The 17,152-nt window shown below is 73.1% G+C and carries 15 protein-coding genes; 10 read left to right on the forward strand and 5 right to left on the reverse strand.

Annotated features, from left to right (window positions below; genetic code table 11):
* The first annotated feature begins 60 nt into the window (after positions 1 to 60).
* The 4 genes from MKK60_RS16745 (at position 61) to ilvA (ending at position 4,431) form a co-directional block, all read left to right on the forward strand.
* Positions 61 to 999, forward strand: a complete 939-nt coding sequence (locus MKK60_RS16745) for a LysR substrate-binding domain-containing protein (protein ID WP_243987463.1) — start codon at positions 61 to 63, stop codon at positions 997 to 999.
* A 119-nt stretch (positions 1,000 to 1,118) separates the two neighbouring features.
* Positions 1,119 to 2,177 (forward strand): AbrB family transcriptional regulator, encoded by a 1,059-nt coding sequence (locus MKK60_RS16750; protein WP_243987465.1) that lies wholly within the window; start codon positions 1,119 to 1,121, stop codon positions 2,175 to 2,177.
* A gap of 18 nt (positions 2,178 to 2,195) precedes the next feature.
* Positions 2,196 to 2,540: a diacylglycerol kinase gene (locus MKK60_RS16755; protein ID WP_147727848.1), complete on the forward strand. Its 345-nt coding sequence runs from the start codon at positions 2,196 to 2,198 to the stop codon at positions 2,538 to 2,540.
* Positions 2,541 to 2,823: 283 nt separating this feature from the next.
* Positions 2,824 to 4,431 carry a threonine ammonia-lyase, biosynthetic gene (gene ilvA / locus MKK60_RS16760; RefSeq protein WP_243987467.1) on the forward strand — a complete coding sequence of 536 codons (1,608 nt, stop codon included), beginning with the start codon at positions 2,824 to 2,826 and terminating at the stop codon, positions 4,429 to 4,431.
* Between the two features lie 71 nt (positions 4,432 to 4,502).
* Here the strand turns inward: ilvA and MKK60_RS16765 are convergent, their stop codons facing one another.
* From MKK60_RS16765 to MKK60_RS16775, 3 genes are all read right to left on the reverse strand, one after another.
* Positions 4,503 to 5,162, reverse strand: a complete 660-nt coding sequence (locus tag MKK60_RS16765; RefSeq protein ID WP_243987469.1) for an MgtC/SapB family protein — start codon at positions 5,160 to 5,162, stop codon at positions 4,503 to 4,505.
* Positions 5,163 to 5,236: 74 nt separating this feature from the next.
* The gene (locus MKK60_RS16770; RefSeq protein WP_243987471.1) at positions 5,237 to 6,190 is read right to left on the reverse strand and encodes an EcsC family protein; all 954 of its coding nucleotides are present in this window, start codon (positions 6,188 to 6,190) and stop codon (positions 5,237 to 5,239) included.
* A gap of 10 nt (positions 6,191 to 6,200) precedes the next feature.
* Entirely contained in the window at positions 6,201 to 7,634 is a 1,434-nt protein-coding gene (locus MKK60_RS16775; RefSeq protein ID WP_243987473.1) for an AmpG family muropeptide MFS transporter, read from the reverse strand.
* A gap of 298 nt (positions 7,635 to 7,932) precedes the next feature.
* On the opposite strand from MKK60_RS16775, the gene MKK60_RS16780 reads away from it, so the two are divergent.
* Entirely contained in the window at positions 7,933 to 9,021 is a 1,089-nt protein-coding gene (locus MKK60_RS16780; RefSeq protein ID WP_147842084.1) for a PAS domain-containing protein, read from the forward strand.
* Positions 9,018 to 9,440: a response regulator gene (locus tag MKK60_RS16785; RefSeq protein WP_243946688.1), complete on the forward strand. Its 423-nt coding sequence runs from the start codon at positions 9,018 to 9,020 to the stop codon at positions 9,438 to 9,440. Before MKK60_RS16780 ends, MKK60_RS16785 begins: the two co-directional genes overlap by 4 nt.
* A gap of 7 nt (positions 9,441 to 9,447) precedes the next feature.
* Here MKK60_RS16785 and mutS read toward each other — a convergent pair whose 3' ends face one another.
* Together mutS and MKK60_RS16795 are read right to left on the reverse strand one after the other, a co-directional pair.
* Positions 9,448 to 12,099: a DNA mismatch repair protein MutS gene (gene mutS, locus MKK60_RS16790; protein ID WP_409567418.1), complete on the reverse strand. Its 2,652-nt coding sequence runs from the start codon at positions 12,097 to 12,099 to the stop codon at positions 9,448 to 9,450.
* A gap of 226 nt (positions 12,100 to 12,325) precedes the next feature.
* Positions 12,326 to 12,616, reverse strand: a complete 291-nt coding sequence (locus tag MKK60_RS16795) for a hypothetical protein (protein WP_147729502.1) — start codon at positions 12,614 to 12,616, stop codon at positions 12,326 to 12,328.
* Between the two features lie 179 nt (positions 12,617 to 12,795).
* Here MKK60_RS16795 and hrpB point away from each other — a divergent pair, with 179 nt between their 5' ends.
* From hrpB to MKK60_RS16815, 4 genes are all read left to right on the forward strand, one after another.
* Positions 12,796 to 15,279 carry an ATP-dependent helicase HrpB gene (gene hrpB, locus MKK60_RS16800; RefSeq protein WP_243987476.1) on the forward strand — a complete coding sequence of 828 codons (2,484 nt, stop codon included), beginning with the start codon at positions 12,796 to 12,798 and terminating at the stop codon, positions 15,277 to 15,279.
* 106 nt (positions 15,280 to 15,385) lie between these two features.
* Positions 15,386 to 15,853 (forward strand): PaaI family thioesterase, encoded by a 468-nt coding sequence (locus tag MKK60_RS16805; protein ID WP_147844603.1) that lies wholly within the window; start codon positions 15,386 to 15,388, stop codon positions 15,851 to 15,853.
* Between the two features lie 7 nt (positions 15,854 to 15,860).
* Positions 15,861 to 16,439, forward strand: a complete 579-nt coding sequence (locus MKK60_RS16810; RefSeq protein WP_243987478.1) for a DUF1285 domain-containing protein — start codon at positions 15,861 to 15,863, stop codon at positions 16,437 to 16,439.
* The gene (locus tag MKK60_RS16815) at positions 16,436 to 17,116 is read left to right on the forward strand and encodes a CoA pyrophosphatase (RefSeq protein WP_243987480.1); all 681 of its coding nucleotides are present in this window, start codon (positions 16,436 to 16,438) and stop codon (positions 17,114 to 17,116) included. The genes MKK60_RS16810 and MKK60_RS16815 overlap by 4 nt, the downstream gene beginning before the upstream one ends.
* The last annotated feature ends 36 nt before the right edge of the window (positions 17,117 to 17,152 follow it).

Raw genomic sequence — 17,152 nt, forward strand, 5'->3', positions numbered from 1 at the left:
TGCGCCACTCCGAACCCATTAGCCAATGCATCGTCGCAAAGGGTATGATAGACAAAAACTATGAACCTTGCCGGCCTGTCGCTCCGCGACCTCGAATACGTGGTCGCCATCGCCGACGAGGGGCATTTCGGCCGGGCGGCCGAACGCTGCAACGTCAGCCAGCCGACGCTCAGCGTCCAGGTGCGCAAGCTCGAGGGCGCGCTCGGGCTCGTGCTGTTCGAGCGCTCCAACCGGCGCGTGCTGATGACGGCGCCGGGCCAGATCATCGTGCGCCAGGCCCGCGCGGTGCTGGCCGAGGCGCAGCGCCTGCTCGCGCTGGCCAGCGAGGGCCGCGGCGCGCCGCTCACCGGTAGGCTCGTGCTCGCGGCGATCCAGACGCTCGGGCCGTACTTCTTCCCCCTGGTGCTGCGGACGATGCGCCAGGAATTCCCGATGCTGGCGCTGGCCCTCAGCGAGGGCCGCACCGCCGACATCCTCGCCGCCCTGCGCGACGGGCGGGTCGACGCCGCCCTGGTGTCGCTGCCCCTGCCCGCCTCGGGGCTCACCGTCTCGCCGCTCTTCGTCGAGCCGTTCCGCCTCGCCTGCCCGGCCGACCATGCGCTCGCGCAGCGCGGGGCCCTGCGCGCCGCCGACATCGCCGGGCCGGACCTGCTGCTTCTCGACGAGGGCAACTGCCTGCGCGACCAGGCGATCGCCGCCTGCGGGGCGGGCAGCGCCGCCGGGCGACATGCCACCAGCCTGGAGACCCTGCGCTCGATGGTGGCGGCCGGGGCCGGCTACACCCTGCTTCCCGCCCTCGCCGTCCCGTCCGGCCCCGATCCGAGCGGGCTCACCGTGATCCGCGGCTTCGACACCGACGGGCCGGGCCGGACCATCGCGCTGGCCTGGCGGGCGAGCGACCCGCGGGCGCCGGGCCTCGCCGCGCTGGCCGCCTTCTTCCGCGCGCAGGCGCCGGCCGGCACCGCCGCCTGCCGCGAGGCGACGATCGCCGCCGGGTGACGAACAGGTCGCACAGGGCTGGGTTGTGCGCCCGTGCGCGTGACAGGCCGGGCGACAGGGTGTAGCGCGGCGCCAGGATCGCGGACCGCCATGCGATCGATCGAACCTGGCGCGTCGCCTTGCCTTTTCCCGCACGGACCATCGCCCTCTGGGCGGCGCTGATCGCCGCCTCGGGCCTGCTCGGCTTCGGCCTGAAGCTCGGGCAGTTCCCGGCCGCGTTCCTGCTCGGGCCGATGATCGCGGCGATCGTGTTCGGGGTGCGGGGGGCGCCGCTCCGGATGCCGCGGCCGGCCTTCCAGGCCTCGCAGGCGATGATCGGCTGCATGGTGGCCCACGCCATCACCGCGGAGATCACCAAGACCCTGATCGCGGACGGCCCGCTGATCCTGCTCGTGGTCGGCGTCACGGTGCTCGCCGGCGCCCTCGTCGGGCTGGTGCTCACGCGCCTGCGGGTGCTGCCCGGCACGACCGCCGCTTGGGGCTCCTCGCCGGGCGGGGCGGCGGCGATGGTGGCGATGGCCGAGGAATACGGCTCCGATCCCCGCCTCGTCGCCTTCATGCAGTACGTGCGCGTCGCCGCCGTGGTGCTCTCGGCCTCGCTGGTGGCGCGGCTGCTGACCGATTCCGTGGCGGCCGGCCCGCCGCCGGCGGTCGCCGAGGCGGCGACCGTGCTGCCGGTGCTGGTCACGCTCGCGGTCGCGGCCGCCGGCGCCGGCATCGCGCTGTGGCTCCGCCTGCCCGCCGGCGCGCTGATCGGGCCGATGCTGCTCGGCGCGGCGCTTCACGCGACCGGCGTCGCCAGCATCACCCTGCCGCTGCCGATCCTCGAGCTCGCCTACGCGACGATCGGCTGGTACGTCGGCCTGCGCTTCACCCGCGAGACCCTGCGCGCGACGCTGCACGCGCTGCCCGGCATCCTCGTCGCGACGCTCGCCGTGATCCTGCTCTGCGCCGGCTGGGCGCTCGGGCTGACGCACCTGCTCGCGATCGACTTCCTCACCGCCTTCCTCGCGACCAGCCCCGGCGGCCTCGACTCGGTGGCGATCATCGCGGTCGGCTCGAAGGTCGACGTGTCGTTCGTGCTCGCGGTGCAGACGCTCCGGCTGTTCGTGGTCCTGATCACCGGCCCGGTGCTGGCCAAGTGGATCGCCCGCGCGGTGCCGCAGGAATCGGCGTGAATGGACGAGGCGGCGTGAATGCATGCGCTCTGGCTCGCCTTCCTGAATTCCTGGCGCGGCCTCGTCCACGGCGCCCGCACCGAGCGCGCCGTGCGGCTCGAGCTGGTGCTGCTCGTCGTCGGCGTGCCGGCGGCCCTCGTGCTCGGCGCGAGCCTCTGGGTCCGCGTCGCGCTGATGGCGACGCTCCTGCTGATGCTCGCCGCGGAGTTTCTCAACACCGCGATCGAGAAGCTGTGCGATCACCTCCATCCCGGCCGCCACCCGCGGATCGGCACGGTGAAGGACCTCGCCTCGGCCGGGACGTTCTCGGCGCAGGCGATCGCCGCCCTGGTCTGGGTCGCTGCGCTGATCGACCGGCTCTGACGCCGCGGCGTTCGCGCCATCGTCGCTCCGGAGCCGGGACCGTGCGGACTTCCGAGCGGGCCTTCACCGTGACGCCGTCGCTCGGACGCTCGCGGAACGCCGGTGCCGGCGTCCCGATCGTCACGACGCCCTTCGCGCTCCGACGTCCCGCCCGGGCGGCGGTGCGGACCATCGTCCCTGCCGCACGTCCGGCGGTCTCCGGCATCCGGGGCCGGGCAGGCATGCGGGGCCGAACGGGGGCGCGCGCTCGCATCTTGCGCGGCAAGCGGCTATTGCCGGCCGCATGTCCGACACCGTGAAACCCGCAAGTCCTCCGGCCGAACCGGCACCCGACTACATCCGCAAGATCCTCACCGCGCGGGTCTACGACGTGGCGATCGAGAGCCCGCTCGATCCGATGCCGCGCCTGACCGTCCGGCTCGGGCGGCCGGTGCTTCTGAAGCGCGAGGACCTGCAGCCGGTCTTCTCGTTCAAGCTGCGCGGCGCCTACAACAAGATGTCGGGGCTCTCGCCCGAGCAGCTCGCCCGCGGCGTGATCTGCGCCTCGGCCGGCAACCACGCGCAGGGCGTGGCCTTGGCGGCCGCGCGCCTGCAGGTGCGGGCGGTCATCGTGATGCCGCGCACGACGCCCGCGATCAAGGTCGACGCCTGTCGCGCCCGAGGCGCCGAGGTGATCCTGCACGGCGACGCCTTCGACGAGGCGCTGAGCGAGGCGCGGCGCCTGGAGGCCGAGCAGGACCTCACCTTCCTCCACCCCTTCGACGATCCCGACGTGATCGCCGGCCAGGGCACGATCGGCATGGAGATCCTGCAGCAGCATACCGGCCCGATCGAGGCGATCTTCGTGCCCGTCGGCGGCGGCGGGCTCGCGGCGGGAATCGCGACCTACGTCAAGTACCTGCGGCCGGAGACCAAGGTGATCGGCGTGGAGCCGGACGACGCCGCCTGCATGGCCGAGGCCCTGAAGGCCGGCGAGCTCGTGCTGCTGCCGAGCGTCGGGCTGTTCGCCGACGGCGTCGCCGTCCGCCAGGCCGGGGCCGAGACGTTCCGGCTGTGCCGCCAGCACCTCAACGAGGTCATCACCGTCGACACCGATGCGATGTGCGCGGCGGTGAAGGACATCTTCGACGACACCCGCGCGGTGTCCGAGCCGTCCGGCGCGCTCGCGCTCGCCGGCGCCAAGCTCTACGCCGAGCGCGAGGGCGGCGCCGGCACGCTCGTCGCGATCTCCTCCGGGGCGAACCTCAACTTCGACCGCCTGCGCCACATCGCCGAGCGGGCCGAGCTCGGCGAGGAGCGGGAGGTCCTGCTCGGCGTCACCATCCCGGAGAAGCCCGGCGCCTACCGGGCCTTCATAAGGGCCCTGGGACCGCGCGCGATCACCGAGTTCAACTACCGCTACGCGCCGGGCGCGCAAGCCAGGATCTTCGTCGGCATCAACCTGCCCGGCGGCCGGCCCGAGAAGCGCGACCTCGTCGCGGGCCTCGTCGCCGGGGGCTACGACGTCCACGACATGAGCGACAACGAGATGGCCAAGGTCCATGTCCGCTACATGGTCGGCGGCCGCGTCTCGGGCCTGGCGCACGAGCGGCTCTACCGCTTCCAGTTCCCGGAGCGGCCGGGCGCGCTGCTGAAGTTCCTCGACGCGCTCGGCGAGGACTTCAACATCACCCTGTTCCACTACCGCAACCACGGTGCCGATTACGGCCGGGTGCTCGCCGGCATCGCCGTGCCCCCCGACGCCAAAGGCCGTTTCGACCGGGCTGTCGAAGCTCTCGGCTTCCCGTGCTTCGACGAGACCGAGAACCCGGCCTACCGGATGTTCCTGGACGGCGAGCCTGCGGCGGCCAAGACCGGCATCGCCGGCTGGTTCGGGCTCAGGAAGGCCTGAGCGACCTCGGGTCCGGCGCGCCCCGAGCATTTTCGAGCGAGGTGGCTCCCGGCTCGCGTGAAGAGGGTGCTCTAGCGCTGCGCCGTCTCGACGCTGACGACGTCGGGGTTCGCCCGCAGGGTCTCGGCGATCGCCTCGACGCTGGTCGCCGACAGGCGCACGAACGCGACCTCGATCTCGTCGAGGGCGGGGTCCTCGGCGGTGCGCGCCAGGAACTGGCGCACCCGCGAGGCCCGTTCGCCGGTCGCCGCGTGCAGGGTGTCGATCGACAGCGTCCCGCGCTTGGCGATCAGGCGGAGGGTCCGCGTCTGCATCCGGTCGCGCCAGCGCTCCTCCAGCGGCTTCACGCCCGCGAGGATCGCGACAACGAAGGTCGTGGTCGCCACCGCCGGGACGTAGAGCCCGCCGCCGATGGCGAGCCCGATCGCCGCCACCGCCCACAGGCTCGCGGCGGTGGTCAGCCCCTTCACGACCTCGCCGCGCAGCAGGATCGTGCCCGCGCCGAGGAAGCCGATCCCGGAGACCACCTGCGCCGCGACGCGCGACGGGTCGAGGACGACGTTCCGGGCGCCCAGCGCGTCGGCGAAGCCGTAGATCGAGACCAGCATGATCAGGCACGAGCCGACGCAGACCAGCATGTGCGTGCGCAGGCCGGCCGCCCAGAGCAGGCGCTCGCGCTCGAGCCCGATCACGCTGCCGAGCAGGGCCGCCAGCGCGAGCCGGCCGATCATCTCTCCGTTGCCGAGCAGGGCCGGTCTCCGTTCTGTCCCGCGATCCTCTGGGGACGATAGGCCGGTTCAGCCCGTCATGCGACGCCGAGCGCGGCCTTCTCCACCTCGTAGGCCGCACGCACGGTCGCCTGCCCGTAGGTGCGCTCCAGGCGCCGGACGGTGAAGTGGGCGCGGGCCATCGACTGGAAGTGGCTCATGAAGGCGGTGTTGACCGCCGCGCCGCCGAACGCGCCCAGCACCGGCACCGCCTGCGCGGCGACCTTCTGCGAGACCACGATGCCGAAGCGCGCCGCGATCTGCGCGGTGAAGCGGATCAGCGCCGGCGCCGACTGGTCGAGCAGCGTCTTGCTCCCGACGTAGCGGGCGGCCTCCGCCATCGTCTTGGCGAGGGCTGCGCGCACCGCGAAGTAGCCGCTCTCGGTCAGGCCGGTGCCCTCGGCCGCGCCCGCCGCATCGCCCTTTCCGCCCAGCGCGAAGACCTGGACGCAGGCGAGCGCACCCTCCGGGTCGTCGAGGTCCTCGCCCTCCTCCCGCGCGATCTCGGCGATCGAGCGCAGCATCAGGGTGGTCGAGACCGGCAGCTCGACGGCCAGCGTCGCGAGGCCGAAGGCGCCTCCGAACGCCCCCGACAGCGCGGCCATGGCCTTGTGGTTGAAGGTGCTCGATCCGGTCAGGCTGCCGAGCAGCGCGCCGAGGCGTCCCTCCGGCTTGACGGCGACGCTCTCGATCTCGTTGCCGGCGGCCGGCGCGACCGCGACCTTCGGCAGGGTCTTGAGCGCAACGCGCAGCGCCCCGCGCATCGCCGCCTCGGTCGAGCGCCCGACGACCTCGGTTACCGGGGCCGGCAGGGACCGGCCGATCATGTCGAGGGGAGCGCCGGCGGCGGCCGAGAGCCGGGCGGCGAGGCCCGGCTGCTCCAGGGCGCGGACGGACCGGCGCAATGCCGCGAGGTCCGCCTCGCTCAAGGGACGCTCGATGGACTCGGTGGCGGCCGGAAGGACCTCACCGGTCAGCGCGATATCGCTCATGCATTCCTCCTCAAGCCTGGGTTCTCAGGGGCACGCCCGGCGAACCGGTAGGAAGCGGGACGGGCGCGGGAGGGTTCCCGTGCCCGCCCGCGGCGGCCATCCCCGCGTCGCCCGAGGCCGGCACGGGCCTGCGGCTCGGCGTTCTGCCGACGGCGAGGCAGAGCAGCACCACCGGGATGCCGACCGCCGAGGTCAGGACGAAGAAGGTCGGGTAGCCGAAGGCGGCGACGATGTAGCCGGCGGTGCCCGCGACGAGCTTGCCCGGCAGCGCGTAGAGCGAGGAGAACAGGGCGTACTGCGTCGCCGCGTAGCCGGGTGTGGTCAGGCTCGACATGTAGGCGATCAGCGCGATGCCGGCGAAGGAGCCGCAGAAGTTCTCGATCGAGATCGCCACCGTCAGCCGCCAGACCTCCGGCCCGCCGGTCGACAGCCAGGCGAAGGAGAGGTGCGAGGCGGCGGCGAGGAAGGCGCCGGCCAGCAGCGTCGGGAACATCCCGAATCGCGCCATCGCCCAGCCGCCCGCGAACCCGCCCGCGATGCCGACCCAGATGCCGTAGAGCTTGGTGACGGTGGCGATCTCCTTCAGGTCGAAGCCCAGCGTCCGGTACAGCGGGCTCGCCATCACGCCGGAGACGAAATCCGGCATGCGGTAGAGCGCCACCAGCACCAGCACGCCCGACAGGGCTGGCCCCATCCGGCCGTGCAGCTCGACCAGGGGCTCCAGCACGGCCTGGCGGATCGACAACAGCCGCGTCCCGGCCGCCTTCGGCGTCTGCGCGGCTGCGGCCGCCGGCTCGGGGCGCCGGGTGTCGAAGGCAGGCGCGAGCAGGGTCGCGATCAGGCCGACGAGCATCAGGGCCGCCATCGTCAGGTAGGCGAAGGTCCAGCCCTTGTCGGAGGCGATGAACAGCGCGCCGGCGCCCGCCGTGATCAGGCCGAGGCGGTAGCCGAGGTTCGAGGTCGCCGCGAGGATGCCCTGGAAGTCGGTGCCGGCGGCGTCGATGCGCCAGCCGTCGACGACCACGTCCTGGGTCGCGGCGCAGAAGGCGACGAGGAAGGCGCCGAGGCCGAGCAGCGCGAGGCTCGTCTGCGGATCGGCGAAGGCCATCAGCACCAGGCAGAGCGCCACCGCGACCTGCGTCGTCACCATCCAGGCGCGGCGGCGCCCAAGACGAGCGCTCAGCACCGGAACGTCGATCCGGTCGATCATCGGCGCCCACAGGAACTTCAGCGAGTACGGCAGCGCCACGTAGCTGAACAGGCCGATCGCCTTGACGTTGATGTCCGAGAAGGCGAGCCGCAGGGTGAACGTCCCGAGCACCAGGAGCAGCGGCAGCCCCGAGGAGAAGCCGAGCGCCAGCATCAGGACGATGCGCCGATCCTCAACGAGGTCGCGGGCCCGCAGCCGTCGTGCGGGCTTGTCGGGTGCGGTGTCCTTGGCCATGCGGTGGAACTCCTTGACGCCCTTCCGCCTTGATCCGTGAGAATCGTGGCAGCCTTGCGCCGCCCCGCGCGTCGGGGGCGATCCGTGCGGGGTGCGGCGGCCGGATCATGGTCGATGTCTGCTTAACGCGACATCGCACATTTGCCTGGGTACAAGCGGGACGGGTCGGGAACCTTGCCCCTGCGTACCTGTTCGGATGATGCGAGCGTAGCCGTTCCGCTCGCAACGGTCTGCCGCGCTGGCCCGGCGCGGGGGCCATCCCTGCCTCGAGGCTCCTCGCGTACCGATCGGTTACAGGATGATGGAGACCAGCGATCAGGCGGATTATCCGCTCGCTCCGGCGACATTCGCGCGGGCGTTCGATTCGAGCCCGACGCCGATGCTGCTCACGGGGGCGACGCACGACAACAACCCGATCGTCTGGGTGAACGAGGCCTTCCTGAAGCTGACCGGCTATGACCGCGACGAGCTTCTCGGGCGCAATTGCCGGATGCTGCAGGGCGCCGGCACGGACGCGTCGGAGGTCGCGCGCCTGCGCGCCGCGCTCGAGGCGGCCGAGCCGATCGAGTGCGAGCTCCTGAACTACCGCAAGGACGGCACCGCCTTCTGGAACAGCATGACCGTCAACCCGGTGCGAAACGCCGACGGACGGGTGACGTTCTTCTTCGCCGCGCAGGCCGACATGACCGACAAGCGCACCGTCGAGCAGGCGATGCGCGGCACCAACGACGAGCTGGAGCGCCAGGTCGGGCAGCGCACCGCCGACCTGCAGGCGGCCCTCGAGCAGAAGACCGCCCTGCTCCACGAGGTCGATCACCGGGTCAAGAACAACCTCCAGGTGATCTCGTCGCTGATGCTGCTGAAGGCCCGGCGCACGCCCGAGGGCGAGGCGCGCGATGCGCTCTCGAGCATGGCCGAGCGCATCGGCGCGCTCTCGACCGCCCACCGCATGCTCTACTCGGCCGGCGACGTCACCAAGTTCAACCTGTCGGACTTCACCGACGACTTCCTGTCCGATCTCAACGCCGGGCTCGATGCGGAGCGGACCCGGGTCGAGGCGCGGATCGACTCGATCGCCGTCTCCGCCGCGATGGCCGCGCCGCTCGCCCTTATGATCCACGAGCTGGCGACCAACGCCGTCCGCCACGCCTTTCCCGAGAACCGGAGCGGTCGCATCGGCATCACCGCGCAGCGCACCGATGCCGGCATGCACCTCACGATCGAGGACGACGGCGTCGGCCTCGATGCGGGGCCGGTGAACCCGGCGGGCTTCGGCCGGAACCTCGTCGAGATGGTGGTGCGGCAGCTGCGCGGCACGATCACGTGGCGCGATCGGGCGCCGGGCACCGTCGTCGAGATCGACATTCCCCTGGCGGAGGACGCGTGAGCGCCCCGGCCCTGCGCATCCTCGTGGTCGAGGACGAGGCGCTGATCGCCCTCGAGCTCGAGTTCCTGCTCGACGACCTCGGCTACGTCACGGTCGGCATCGCCGCCAGCTCGACCGAGGCGATCGCGCTCGGGCAGTCCACCGCACCCGACATCGCGCTCGTCGACATCCACCTCGTCGACGGGCCGACCGGCGTCGACGTCGCCCGCGCGCTCAGCGCCGACCCGCGCACGACGGTGGTGTTCATGACCGCCAACGCCAAGCGCATCCCCGACGACTTCGCGGGCGCCTTCGGCGTGATCTCCAAGCCCTATTCCGAGCGGGTCGTGGCGAGCACCCTCGACTACGTGGCCGGCTGCCGCGCCGGGCGCGTCCCGGCCCCGCCCTGCCCGGACGGGTTCTTCCGCGCGCCCGGTTGAGCCGGGCTCAGCCGGCGGCCGCCTCGCGCTCGCGCTTGAGCCGGTAGAGCGCCTCCATCGCCTCGCGCGGCGTCAGCGCGTCCGGGTCGATCGCGTCCAGCAGCAGGCCGAGCGCGTCGTCCGCCTCGACCGCCGGTTCCGGCAGAGGGGGCGGCGCGAGGCTCGCGAACAACGGCAGGTCGTCGATGCGCGGACGGCTGGGGCGCTCGCGCTCGGCCTTCTCCAGCCCCTTCAGGATCGCGCCGGCCCGCGCGACGACGCTGCCCGGAAGGCCCGCGATCCGCGCCACCTGGAGCCCGTAGCTGCGCTCCGCCACCCCCGGCACCACCTCGTGCAGGAAGACCACGCCGTCCCGGTGCTCGGCGACCTTCAGGGTGGCGTTGTCGAGCCGCGCCAGCCGCTGGCCCAGGGCGGTCAGCTCGTGGAAATGGGTGGCGAACAGCGCGCGGCAGGCGTTCGTCTCGTGCAGGTGCTCGAGGCAGGCCCAGGCGATCGAGAGCCCGTCATAGGTCGCGGTTCCGCGCCCGATCTCGTCCAGGATCACCAGCGAGTGCCGGGTCGCCTGGTTCAGGATCGCGGCCGTCTCGACCATCTCGACCATGAAGGTCGATTGCCCGCGCGCGAGGTCGTCGGCGGCGCCGACCCGGGAGAACAGGCGGTCGACGCGGCCGATCCGGGCCTGGAGCGCCGGCACGAAGGCGCCGATCTGCGCGAGCACGGCGATCAGGGCGTTCTGGCGCAGGTAGGTCGACTTGCCGCCCATGTTCGGGCCGGTGATCAGCCGGATGCGGCCGCGCCCCTCGCCCGAGAGGTCGCAATCGTTGGCGATGAAGGCCGCGCCGGATTTGCGCAGGGCCGCTTCGACCACCGGATGGCGGCCGCCCGCGATGACGAAGCTCAGCGACGCGTCGACCTGCGGCCGGCGCCAGTCGAGCTCCACCGCAAGCTCGGCGTGGCTCGCGGCCACGTCGAGGGCGGCCAGGGCCTCGGCTATGCCGCCGATCGCCTCGGCCTGCGCGACGATGCGGGCGGCGAGGTCGTCGAAGACGGCACCTTCCAGGGCGAGCGCCCGCTCGGCGGCCCCGGAGATCTTCTGCTCCAGCGCGCCGAGCTCGACGCTGGTGAAGCGCATGGCGTCGACCATGGTCTGGCGATGCACGAAGTCGCGCATCAGGCCCTTCAGGCAGGCTTCGCCGACCGATTGCGGCACCTCGATGAAGTAGCCGAGCAGGCCGTTGTGCTTGATCCGCAGCGTGCGGCACCCGGTCTCCTCGGCGTAGCGCGCCTGCAGGGCCGCCACGACCTTGCGCGAGTCGCTCCCGAGCAGGCGGGCCTCGTCGATGTCGGGATGGTAGCCGGCGCGGACGTATCCGCCGTCGCGGCGGTTCAGCGGCAGCTCGTCGGCGAGGCTCGCGCGCAGCATGTCGAGCAGATCGCGATCGGCGCGGGCGAGGATGCCGGAGAGCCGCGCCAGATCCTCCGGCAGGTCGCGTCCGTCCGACAGGCGCGCGCCGAGCGCCAGCGCCACGTCGAGCCCGTCGCGGATCGCGGCGAGGTCGCGCGGGCCGGCTCGGCCGAGGCCGGTGCGGGCCAGCGCGCGGGCGAGGTCGGGCGCGCGGGCGAGCGCGTCGCGCAGCGTCGCGCGCAGGGCGCGATCCTCCACCAGCCGCGCCACCGCCTCGTGTCGCCGCGCGATGGCGGCGAGGTCGGTGAGCGGCCCGGCCAGATGCTCGGCCAGGAGCCGCGCGCCGTTGGCCGAGACGGTCCGGTCGATCGCGTCGAGGAGGCTGCCCGCCCGCTCGCCCGAGAGCGTGCGCGTGAGCTCGAGGTTCGCGCGCGTCGCCGCGTCGATCGCCAGCGTCGTCCCGGCCTCCTCGCGGGTCGGCACGCTCAGGGGCGCGCGGGCGGCGAGCTGGGTGCGCGCGACGTAGAGCAGCGCCGCTCCGGCGGCGGCGATCTCGGCGCGGGTGAAGGCGCCGAAGCCGTCGAGCGTCGCGACGCCGTACTGCTCGCGGATGCGGCGCTCGGCCGAGGCCGGCTCGAGCTCCGCCTGGGCCAGGGGCACCACCGCCGCCCGCGTCTCGGCCCAGAGCCGGGCGAGCGCCGGATCGGTGTGGATGGCCTCCGACAGGACGATCTCGCGCGGATCGTGGCGGGCGATCGCGCCGGCGAGGTCGGCGCCCGCAACCTCGCTCAGGGCGAAGCGCCCGGTGGAGATGTCGATCGCCGCGAGCCCGTAGGCGAAGGCCGTGTCCGAGACCTTGCGACGGCCGACCGCCAGAAGCAGGTTGGCGCTGCCCGGATCGAGCAGGCGGTCCTCGGTGATGGTGCCGGGGGTGACGAGGCGCACGACCTCGCGGCGGACCACCGATTTCGGGCCCCGGCGCTTGGCCTCGGCCGGATCCTCGGTCTGCTCGCAGACCGCGACCCGGTGCCCGAGCCCGATCAGCCGGCTCAGATAGTCGTCGGCGCGCTCCACCGGCACGCCGCACATCGGGATGTCGGCGCCGCCGTGCTTGCCGCGCTTGGTCAGGACGATGCCGAGCGCCCGCGAGGCCGTCTCGGCATCGGAGAAGAACAGCTCGTAGAAGTCGCCCATCCGGTAGAACAGCAGGCAGTCCGGGTTGGCGGCCTTGATCTCGATGTACTGCGCCATCATCGGCGTCGGGCCGGCGACCTCCGCGGTGCCTGATCCGGCGACGTCGGCGAGGTTTCGGGCTGAGCTGCGGGCCATGAGACGGCTCTTAGCAGACGCGTCCGGGTTTGATCAGCGGCTGCCCGCCGGATCGCTGGGGAGAAGGCCGGACGCTGCCGGCGACGCAACGAACGAAGGAAGCCGGCGCCATGGGGCGCCGGCTTCCTCGCATCGCTCCGAGGCGGATCGATCAGTAGCGCGGGCCGCCGACCGTGTTGCCGAGGTTCTGCTGGTAGCCGCGCATCGCCGGGTTGCGCGCATTCGGGTTCCCGTGGCGCATGGTATTGCGGCGGCGCATCATGCGCTCGGCCTTGGTGGAGTGGTGATGACGGTAGTGGCGGCGATAGGCGACCGCGTCTGTCGTGCTGCCGGCGACGATGCCGGCCTGCGGCATCGCGGGCGCGGCGGAGACGGAGATCGACCCCAGGCCGAGGCCGCCGAGAAGCAGTCCGGTCGCAAGGGTCAAGGAAAGACGTGTCATCAAGAATTCTCCAGTCCGCGCTCATGCGCTGCCGGGCTATAAGTTCAAGCGCCTCAAGTCGTTCCAGGCATCGGCCGTGGAATCGTGCCGTCGAAGGGGGATTAATTTCTTGGGTAAATCGGGATTGTTCGCGGGCTTGAATCGTAACGCCGCCCGATCGTCACGGTAGGACGATCGCGATGCCATCCGCCCCGACGTCTGCTCTGTCCCCGCTCAGCCCCCTGCCGATCGATGCGGCGCTTCCCGCCCTGCGCGCGGCGCTGGCATCCTCGAACGCCGCCGTGCTGGTCGCTCCGCCGGGTGCCGGCAAGACGACGCGGGTGCCGCTCGACCTCCTCGACGCGCCCTGGCTCGGCTCCGGCAAGATCATCGTGCTGGAACCGCGCCGTCTCGCTGCGCGTGCCGCGGCCGATCGCATGGCCGGCACCCTGGGCGAGCGCGTCGGCGACACCGTCGGCCTGCGCGTCCGGCTCGGCTCGAAGATCTCGGGCCGCACCCGGATCGAGGTCGTGACCGAGGGGGTCTTCGGCCGCATGATCCTCGACGACCCGGAACTGTCCGGCATCGGCGCGGTGCTGTTCGACGAATTCCACGAGCGCTCGCTCGATGCCGATTTCGGCCTCGCCCTCGCCCTCGACGCGCAGGCCGGCTTGCGCGACGACCTGCGCATCCTGGTCATGTCGGCGACGCTCGACGGCGCCCGCGTCGCGCGCCTGCTCGGCGACGCGCCGGTCGTGGCGTCCGAGGGACGCGCCTTTCCGGTGGAGACCCGCTACGCCGACTGCGATCCGAACCGCCGGATCGAGGACGCGATGACGGACGCGATTCTGCGTGCGCTGCGGGCCGATCCGGGTTCGGTCCTGGCCTTCTTGCCGGGCCAGGGCGAGATCCGCCGCGTCGCCGCGGCGCTGGAAGGCCGCGTCGGGCCCGAGGTCGCGGTCGCGCCGCTCTACGGCGCGCTGATGCCGGCCGAGCAGGACCGGGCGGTGTCGCCGGCCGCACCCGGCGCACGCAAGGTGGTGCTGGCCACCAGCATCGCCGAGACCTCGCTGACGATCGAGGGCGTGCGCATCGTGGTCGATTCCGGCCTCGCGCGGGTGCCGGTCTACGAACCCGGGCTCGGGCTGACCCGGCTGGTGACCGCGCGCGCCTCCCGCGCCTCGGTCGACCAGCGCCGCGGCCGCGCGGGCCGGACCGAGCCCGGCGTGTGCTGGCGGCTCTGGGCCGAGGCCGGAACCAGCGCGCTCGAGCCGTTCACCCGCCCCGAGATCGTCTCGGCGGACCTGGCCGGCCTCGTGCTCGATTGCGCCGAGTGGGGCGTGACCGATCCCGGCACCCTCGCCTTCCTCGACCCGCCGCCGGCGCCCGCCCTGAAAGAGGCGCGCGCGATGCTGCGCGACCTCGATGCGATCGACGCGGACGGGCGCCTCACCGAGACCGGGCGGCGCCTGCGCGCCCTCCCCCTGCCGCCGCGGCTCGCCTGCATGGTGGTCGCCGCCGCCGGCCTCGGCGCAGCGGCGGCCGCCGCCGACCTGGCCGCCGTACTGGTCGAGCGCGGCCTCGGCGGCGACGCGGTCGACCTCGCCGACCGGGTCGAGCGCTTCCGTCGCGACCGCGGGCAGCGCGCGGCCGACATGCGCCGGATGGCACAGGGCTGGGCACGGTCGGCCGCCGCATCCGGCGATCGCGGGGCTCCCGAGCCGAACGCCGGATCGTTGCTGGCGCTGGCCTATCCCGACCGGGTCGCGAAGGCGCGCGGGCGCGAGGGCGAGTTCGTGATGGCCAACGGCCGGGCCGGGCGCCTCGACCCCGCCTCCCCGCTCGCCCGCGAGCCGTTCCTCGTCGTCGCCGACATCGTCGGCGCCGCCGGCAACGCCCGCATCCTCGCCGCCGCCGCGATAGACCTCGACGCAATCGAGGCCGGCTTCGCCGACCGGATCGAGGGCGTCACGCAGGTGACCTTCGACGCCGCGGCACGGGCGCTGCGGGCCCGCAGCCTGCGCCGTCTCGGCGCCGTCACGCTCGGCGAGCGCACGCGCCCGGTTCCGCCGGATCTCGACTCGGCCAAGGTCCTCGCCCGCGGCATCGCCGGGCTCGGCCTCGAGCGCCTGCCCTGGACCCCGGCGCTAACGCAGTGGCGCGCCCGCATCGCGTTCCTGCGCGCGGCGGAAGGCGGCGACTGGCCCGATCTGGCGGACGGCGCCCTCGCCGGGACGGTCGAGGACTGGCTCGCGCCCGCCCTCCTCGGCCGCCTCGGCCTCGACGCCGTCACCGCCAGCGACCTCGGCGAGGCGCTGCAGGGGTTGCTGCCCTGGCCCCTCCGGGCTCGCCTCGACGCCGAGGCGCCGACCCATGTCGAGGTGCCGACCGGCTCGCGGATCCCGATCGACTACGAGGCCGAGGGCGGCCCCGTCCTGGCCGTGCGGGTGCAGGAGCTGTTCGGGCTGGCGACGCATCCGACCATCGGCCGGGCGCCGCTCGTGCTCCACCTGCTCTCGCCCGGCCACCGTCCGGTGCAGATCACCCGCGACCTCCCGGGCTTCTGGCGCGGCTCCTGGAGCGCCGTGCGCACCGAGATGCGCGGCCGCTATCCGCGCCACCCCTGGCCGGAGAACCCGCTGGAAGCGCCGCCGACCCGCCGCGCCAAGCCGCGCGGCACATGAGCGCGAACGGCAGGTAACAGGTGACAGGTGACAGGCGGCGGGCGCGATGCGACCGTGACACGAAGCCGGGCGCCACCGCCCGCCGCGAGATCGAGACTCCGCCCGCATGCCGACCGAAGAACCGCAGAATCCCGAAGCCGGGCAGCCCGAGGGCGACGGCTGGACGCCGATCCACGACACCGGCTTCATCGCCCATGTCGGCCCGGTCTACGTCCGCGACGGCGCCTACGCGTTCCGGGCCGCCGACAAGCACGCCAACCTGATCGGCGTCGTCCACGGCGGGATGCTGATGAGCTTCGCCGACCGGGCGCTGGGCGAGACCGCGATGCGGGCGGCCGACGGGGCGAACTGCGTGACGATCCAGATGGAGATGCAGTTCGTCGACACCGCGCGGCTGGGCGACTGGATCACCGTGGCGCCGGAGGTGATCAAGCGCACCGGCTCGCTTGTCTTCCTGCGCTGCGAGCTTCGGCACGCGGCGCGCGTCGTCGGCGTCGCCTCCGGCGTCTGGAAGATCCTGCGCCGGCGCCCGGAGGCGCCCCCCGTTCCCGGACCGACCGGCGACGCTATCTGAGAGCGCCATGACCATCTTAGACGATCCGACCCTGAGCCGCCTCGGCGCGGCCCTGGCCGACCTGCCCAGGCGCGGCCTGCCGCCGGTCGAGACCTGGAACCCGCCCGATTGCGGGGCGATCGACATGCGCATCGCCGCCGACGGCACGTGGTTCCACGCGGGCACGCCGATCCGCCGCCCGAAGATGGTCAAGCTCTTCGCCTCGATCCTGCGGCGCGAGCCCGACGGCACCACCGTCCTGGTCACGCCGGTGGAGAAGGTCTCGATCGTGGTGGAGGATGCGGCCTTCGTCGCCGTCGAGATGGCGGTCGACGGCGCGAGCGAGGCGCGCCGCATCAGCTTCCGCACCAACGTCGACGACCTCGTGCCCGTCGACGCCGAGCACGAGCTCCGCTTCGCGCAAGGCGAGGCCGGGGCGCTCAAGCCCTATCTCCACGTCCGCCGCGGCCTCTGGGCGCTGGTGACGCGGGCGCTCACCTACGACCTCGTCGCCCTTGCCGAGGAACGCGACCTCGACGGCGCCCCCTGGCTCGGGATCGCCGCCGGCGGCCGCTTCCACCGCATCGCCCCGGCCGATGCGGCGTGAGCATCGTGGGCAGCCCGACCCGCGACGCGGACCTCGCCGACTTCCTGGCGCGCGCCGAAGCGCGTCTCGCGCGCGACCCGCCCGGGCCGGACGACCCGACCTCGAACCCGCGCGGCGACCACAGCCTGGAGCCCGACGGCAGCGCCGTGATCCCGCCGCCGCCCCATCGCCGGGCGGCCGTGCTGGTGCCGGTCGTCGCGCGCGACGCCGGCCTCGCGATCGTGCTGACGCAGCGCGCCGCCCACCTGCGCGACCATTCCGGCCAGGTCGCGCTGCCCGGCGGCAAGATCGACCCGACCGATGCGAGCCCGCACGCGGCGGCCTTGCGCGAGGCCGAGGAGGAGATCGGCCTGTCGCCGGAGCGCGTGCGGATGCTGGGCTACCTCGATCCCTACCTGTCCGGCACCGGGTTCCTGGTGGCGCCGGTGATCGGTCTGATCGACCCGGAGGCGCGCCTCGCGCCGAACCCGGCCGAGGTCGACGCGATCTTCGATGTGCCCTTGGCGGTGCTTGCCGACCGCGCGCGCTACGAGCTGCGGATACGGGTGTGGCAGGGGCGCGAGCGGCGATTCTACGCCCTCCCCTACGGCGAGCGGCTGATCTGGGGTGTGACAGCGGGCATCCTGCACAACCTCGCCGAACGGCTCGATTTCGGGCGGCCGAAGGCCCAATCTTAAGCCGCGCGGGGATCGCCCGCGCCCAACGATCGGGTG

Source organism: Methylobacterium sp. J-092 (genome assembly GCF_022829325.1).
In the GTDB taxonomy this organism is placed as follows: Bacteria; Pseudomonadota; Alphaproteobacteria; order Rhizobiales; family Beijerinckiaceae; genus Methylobacterium.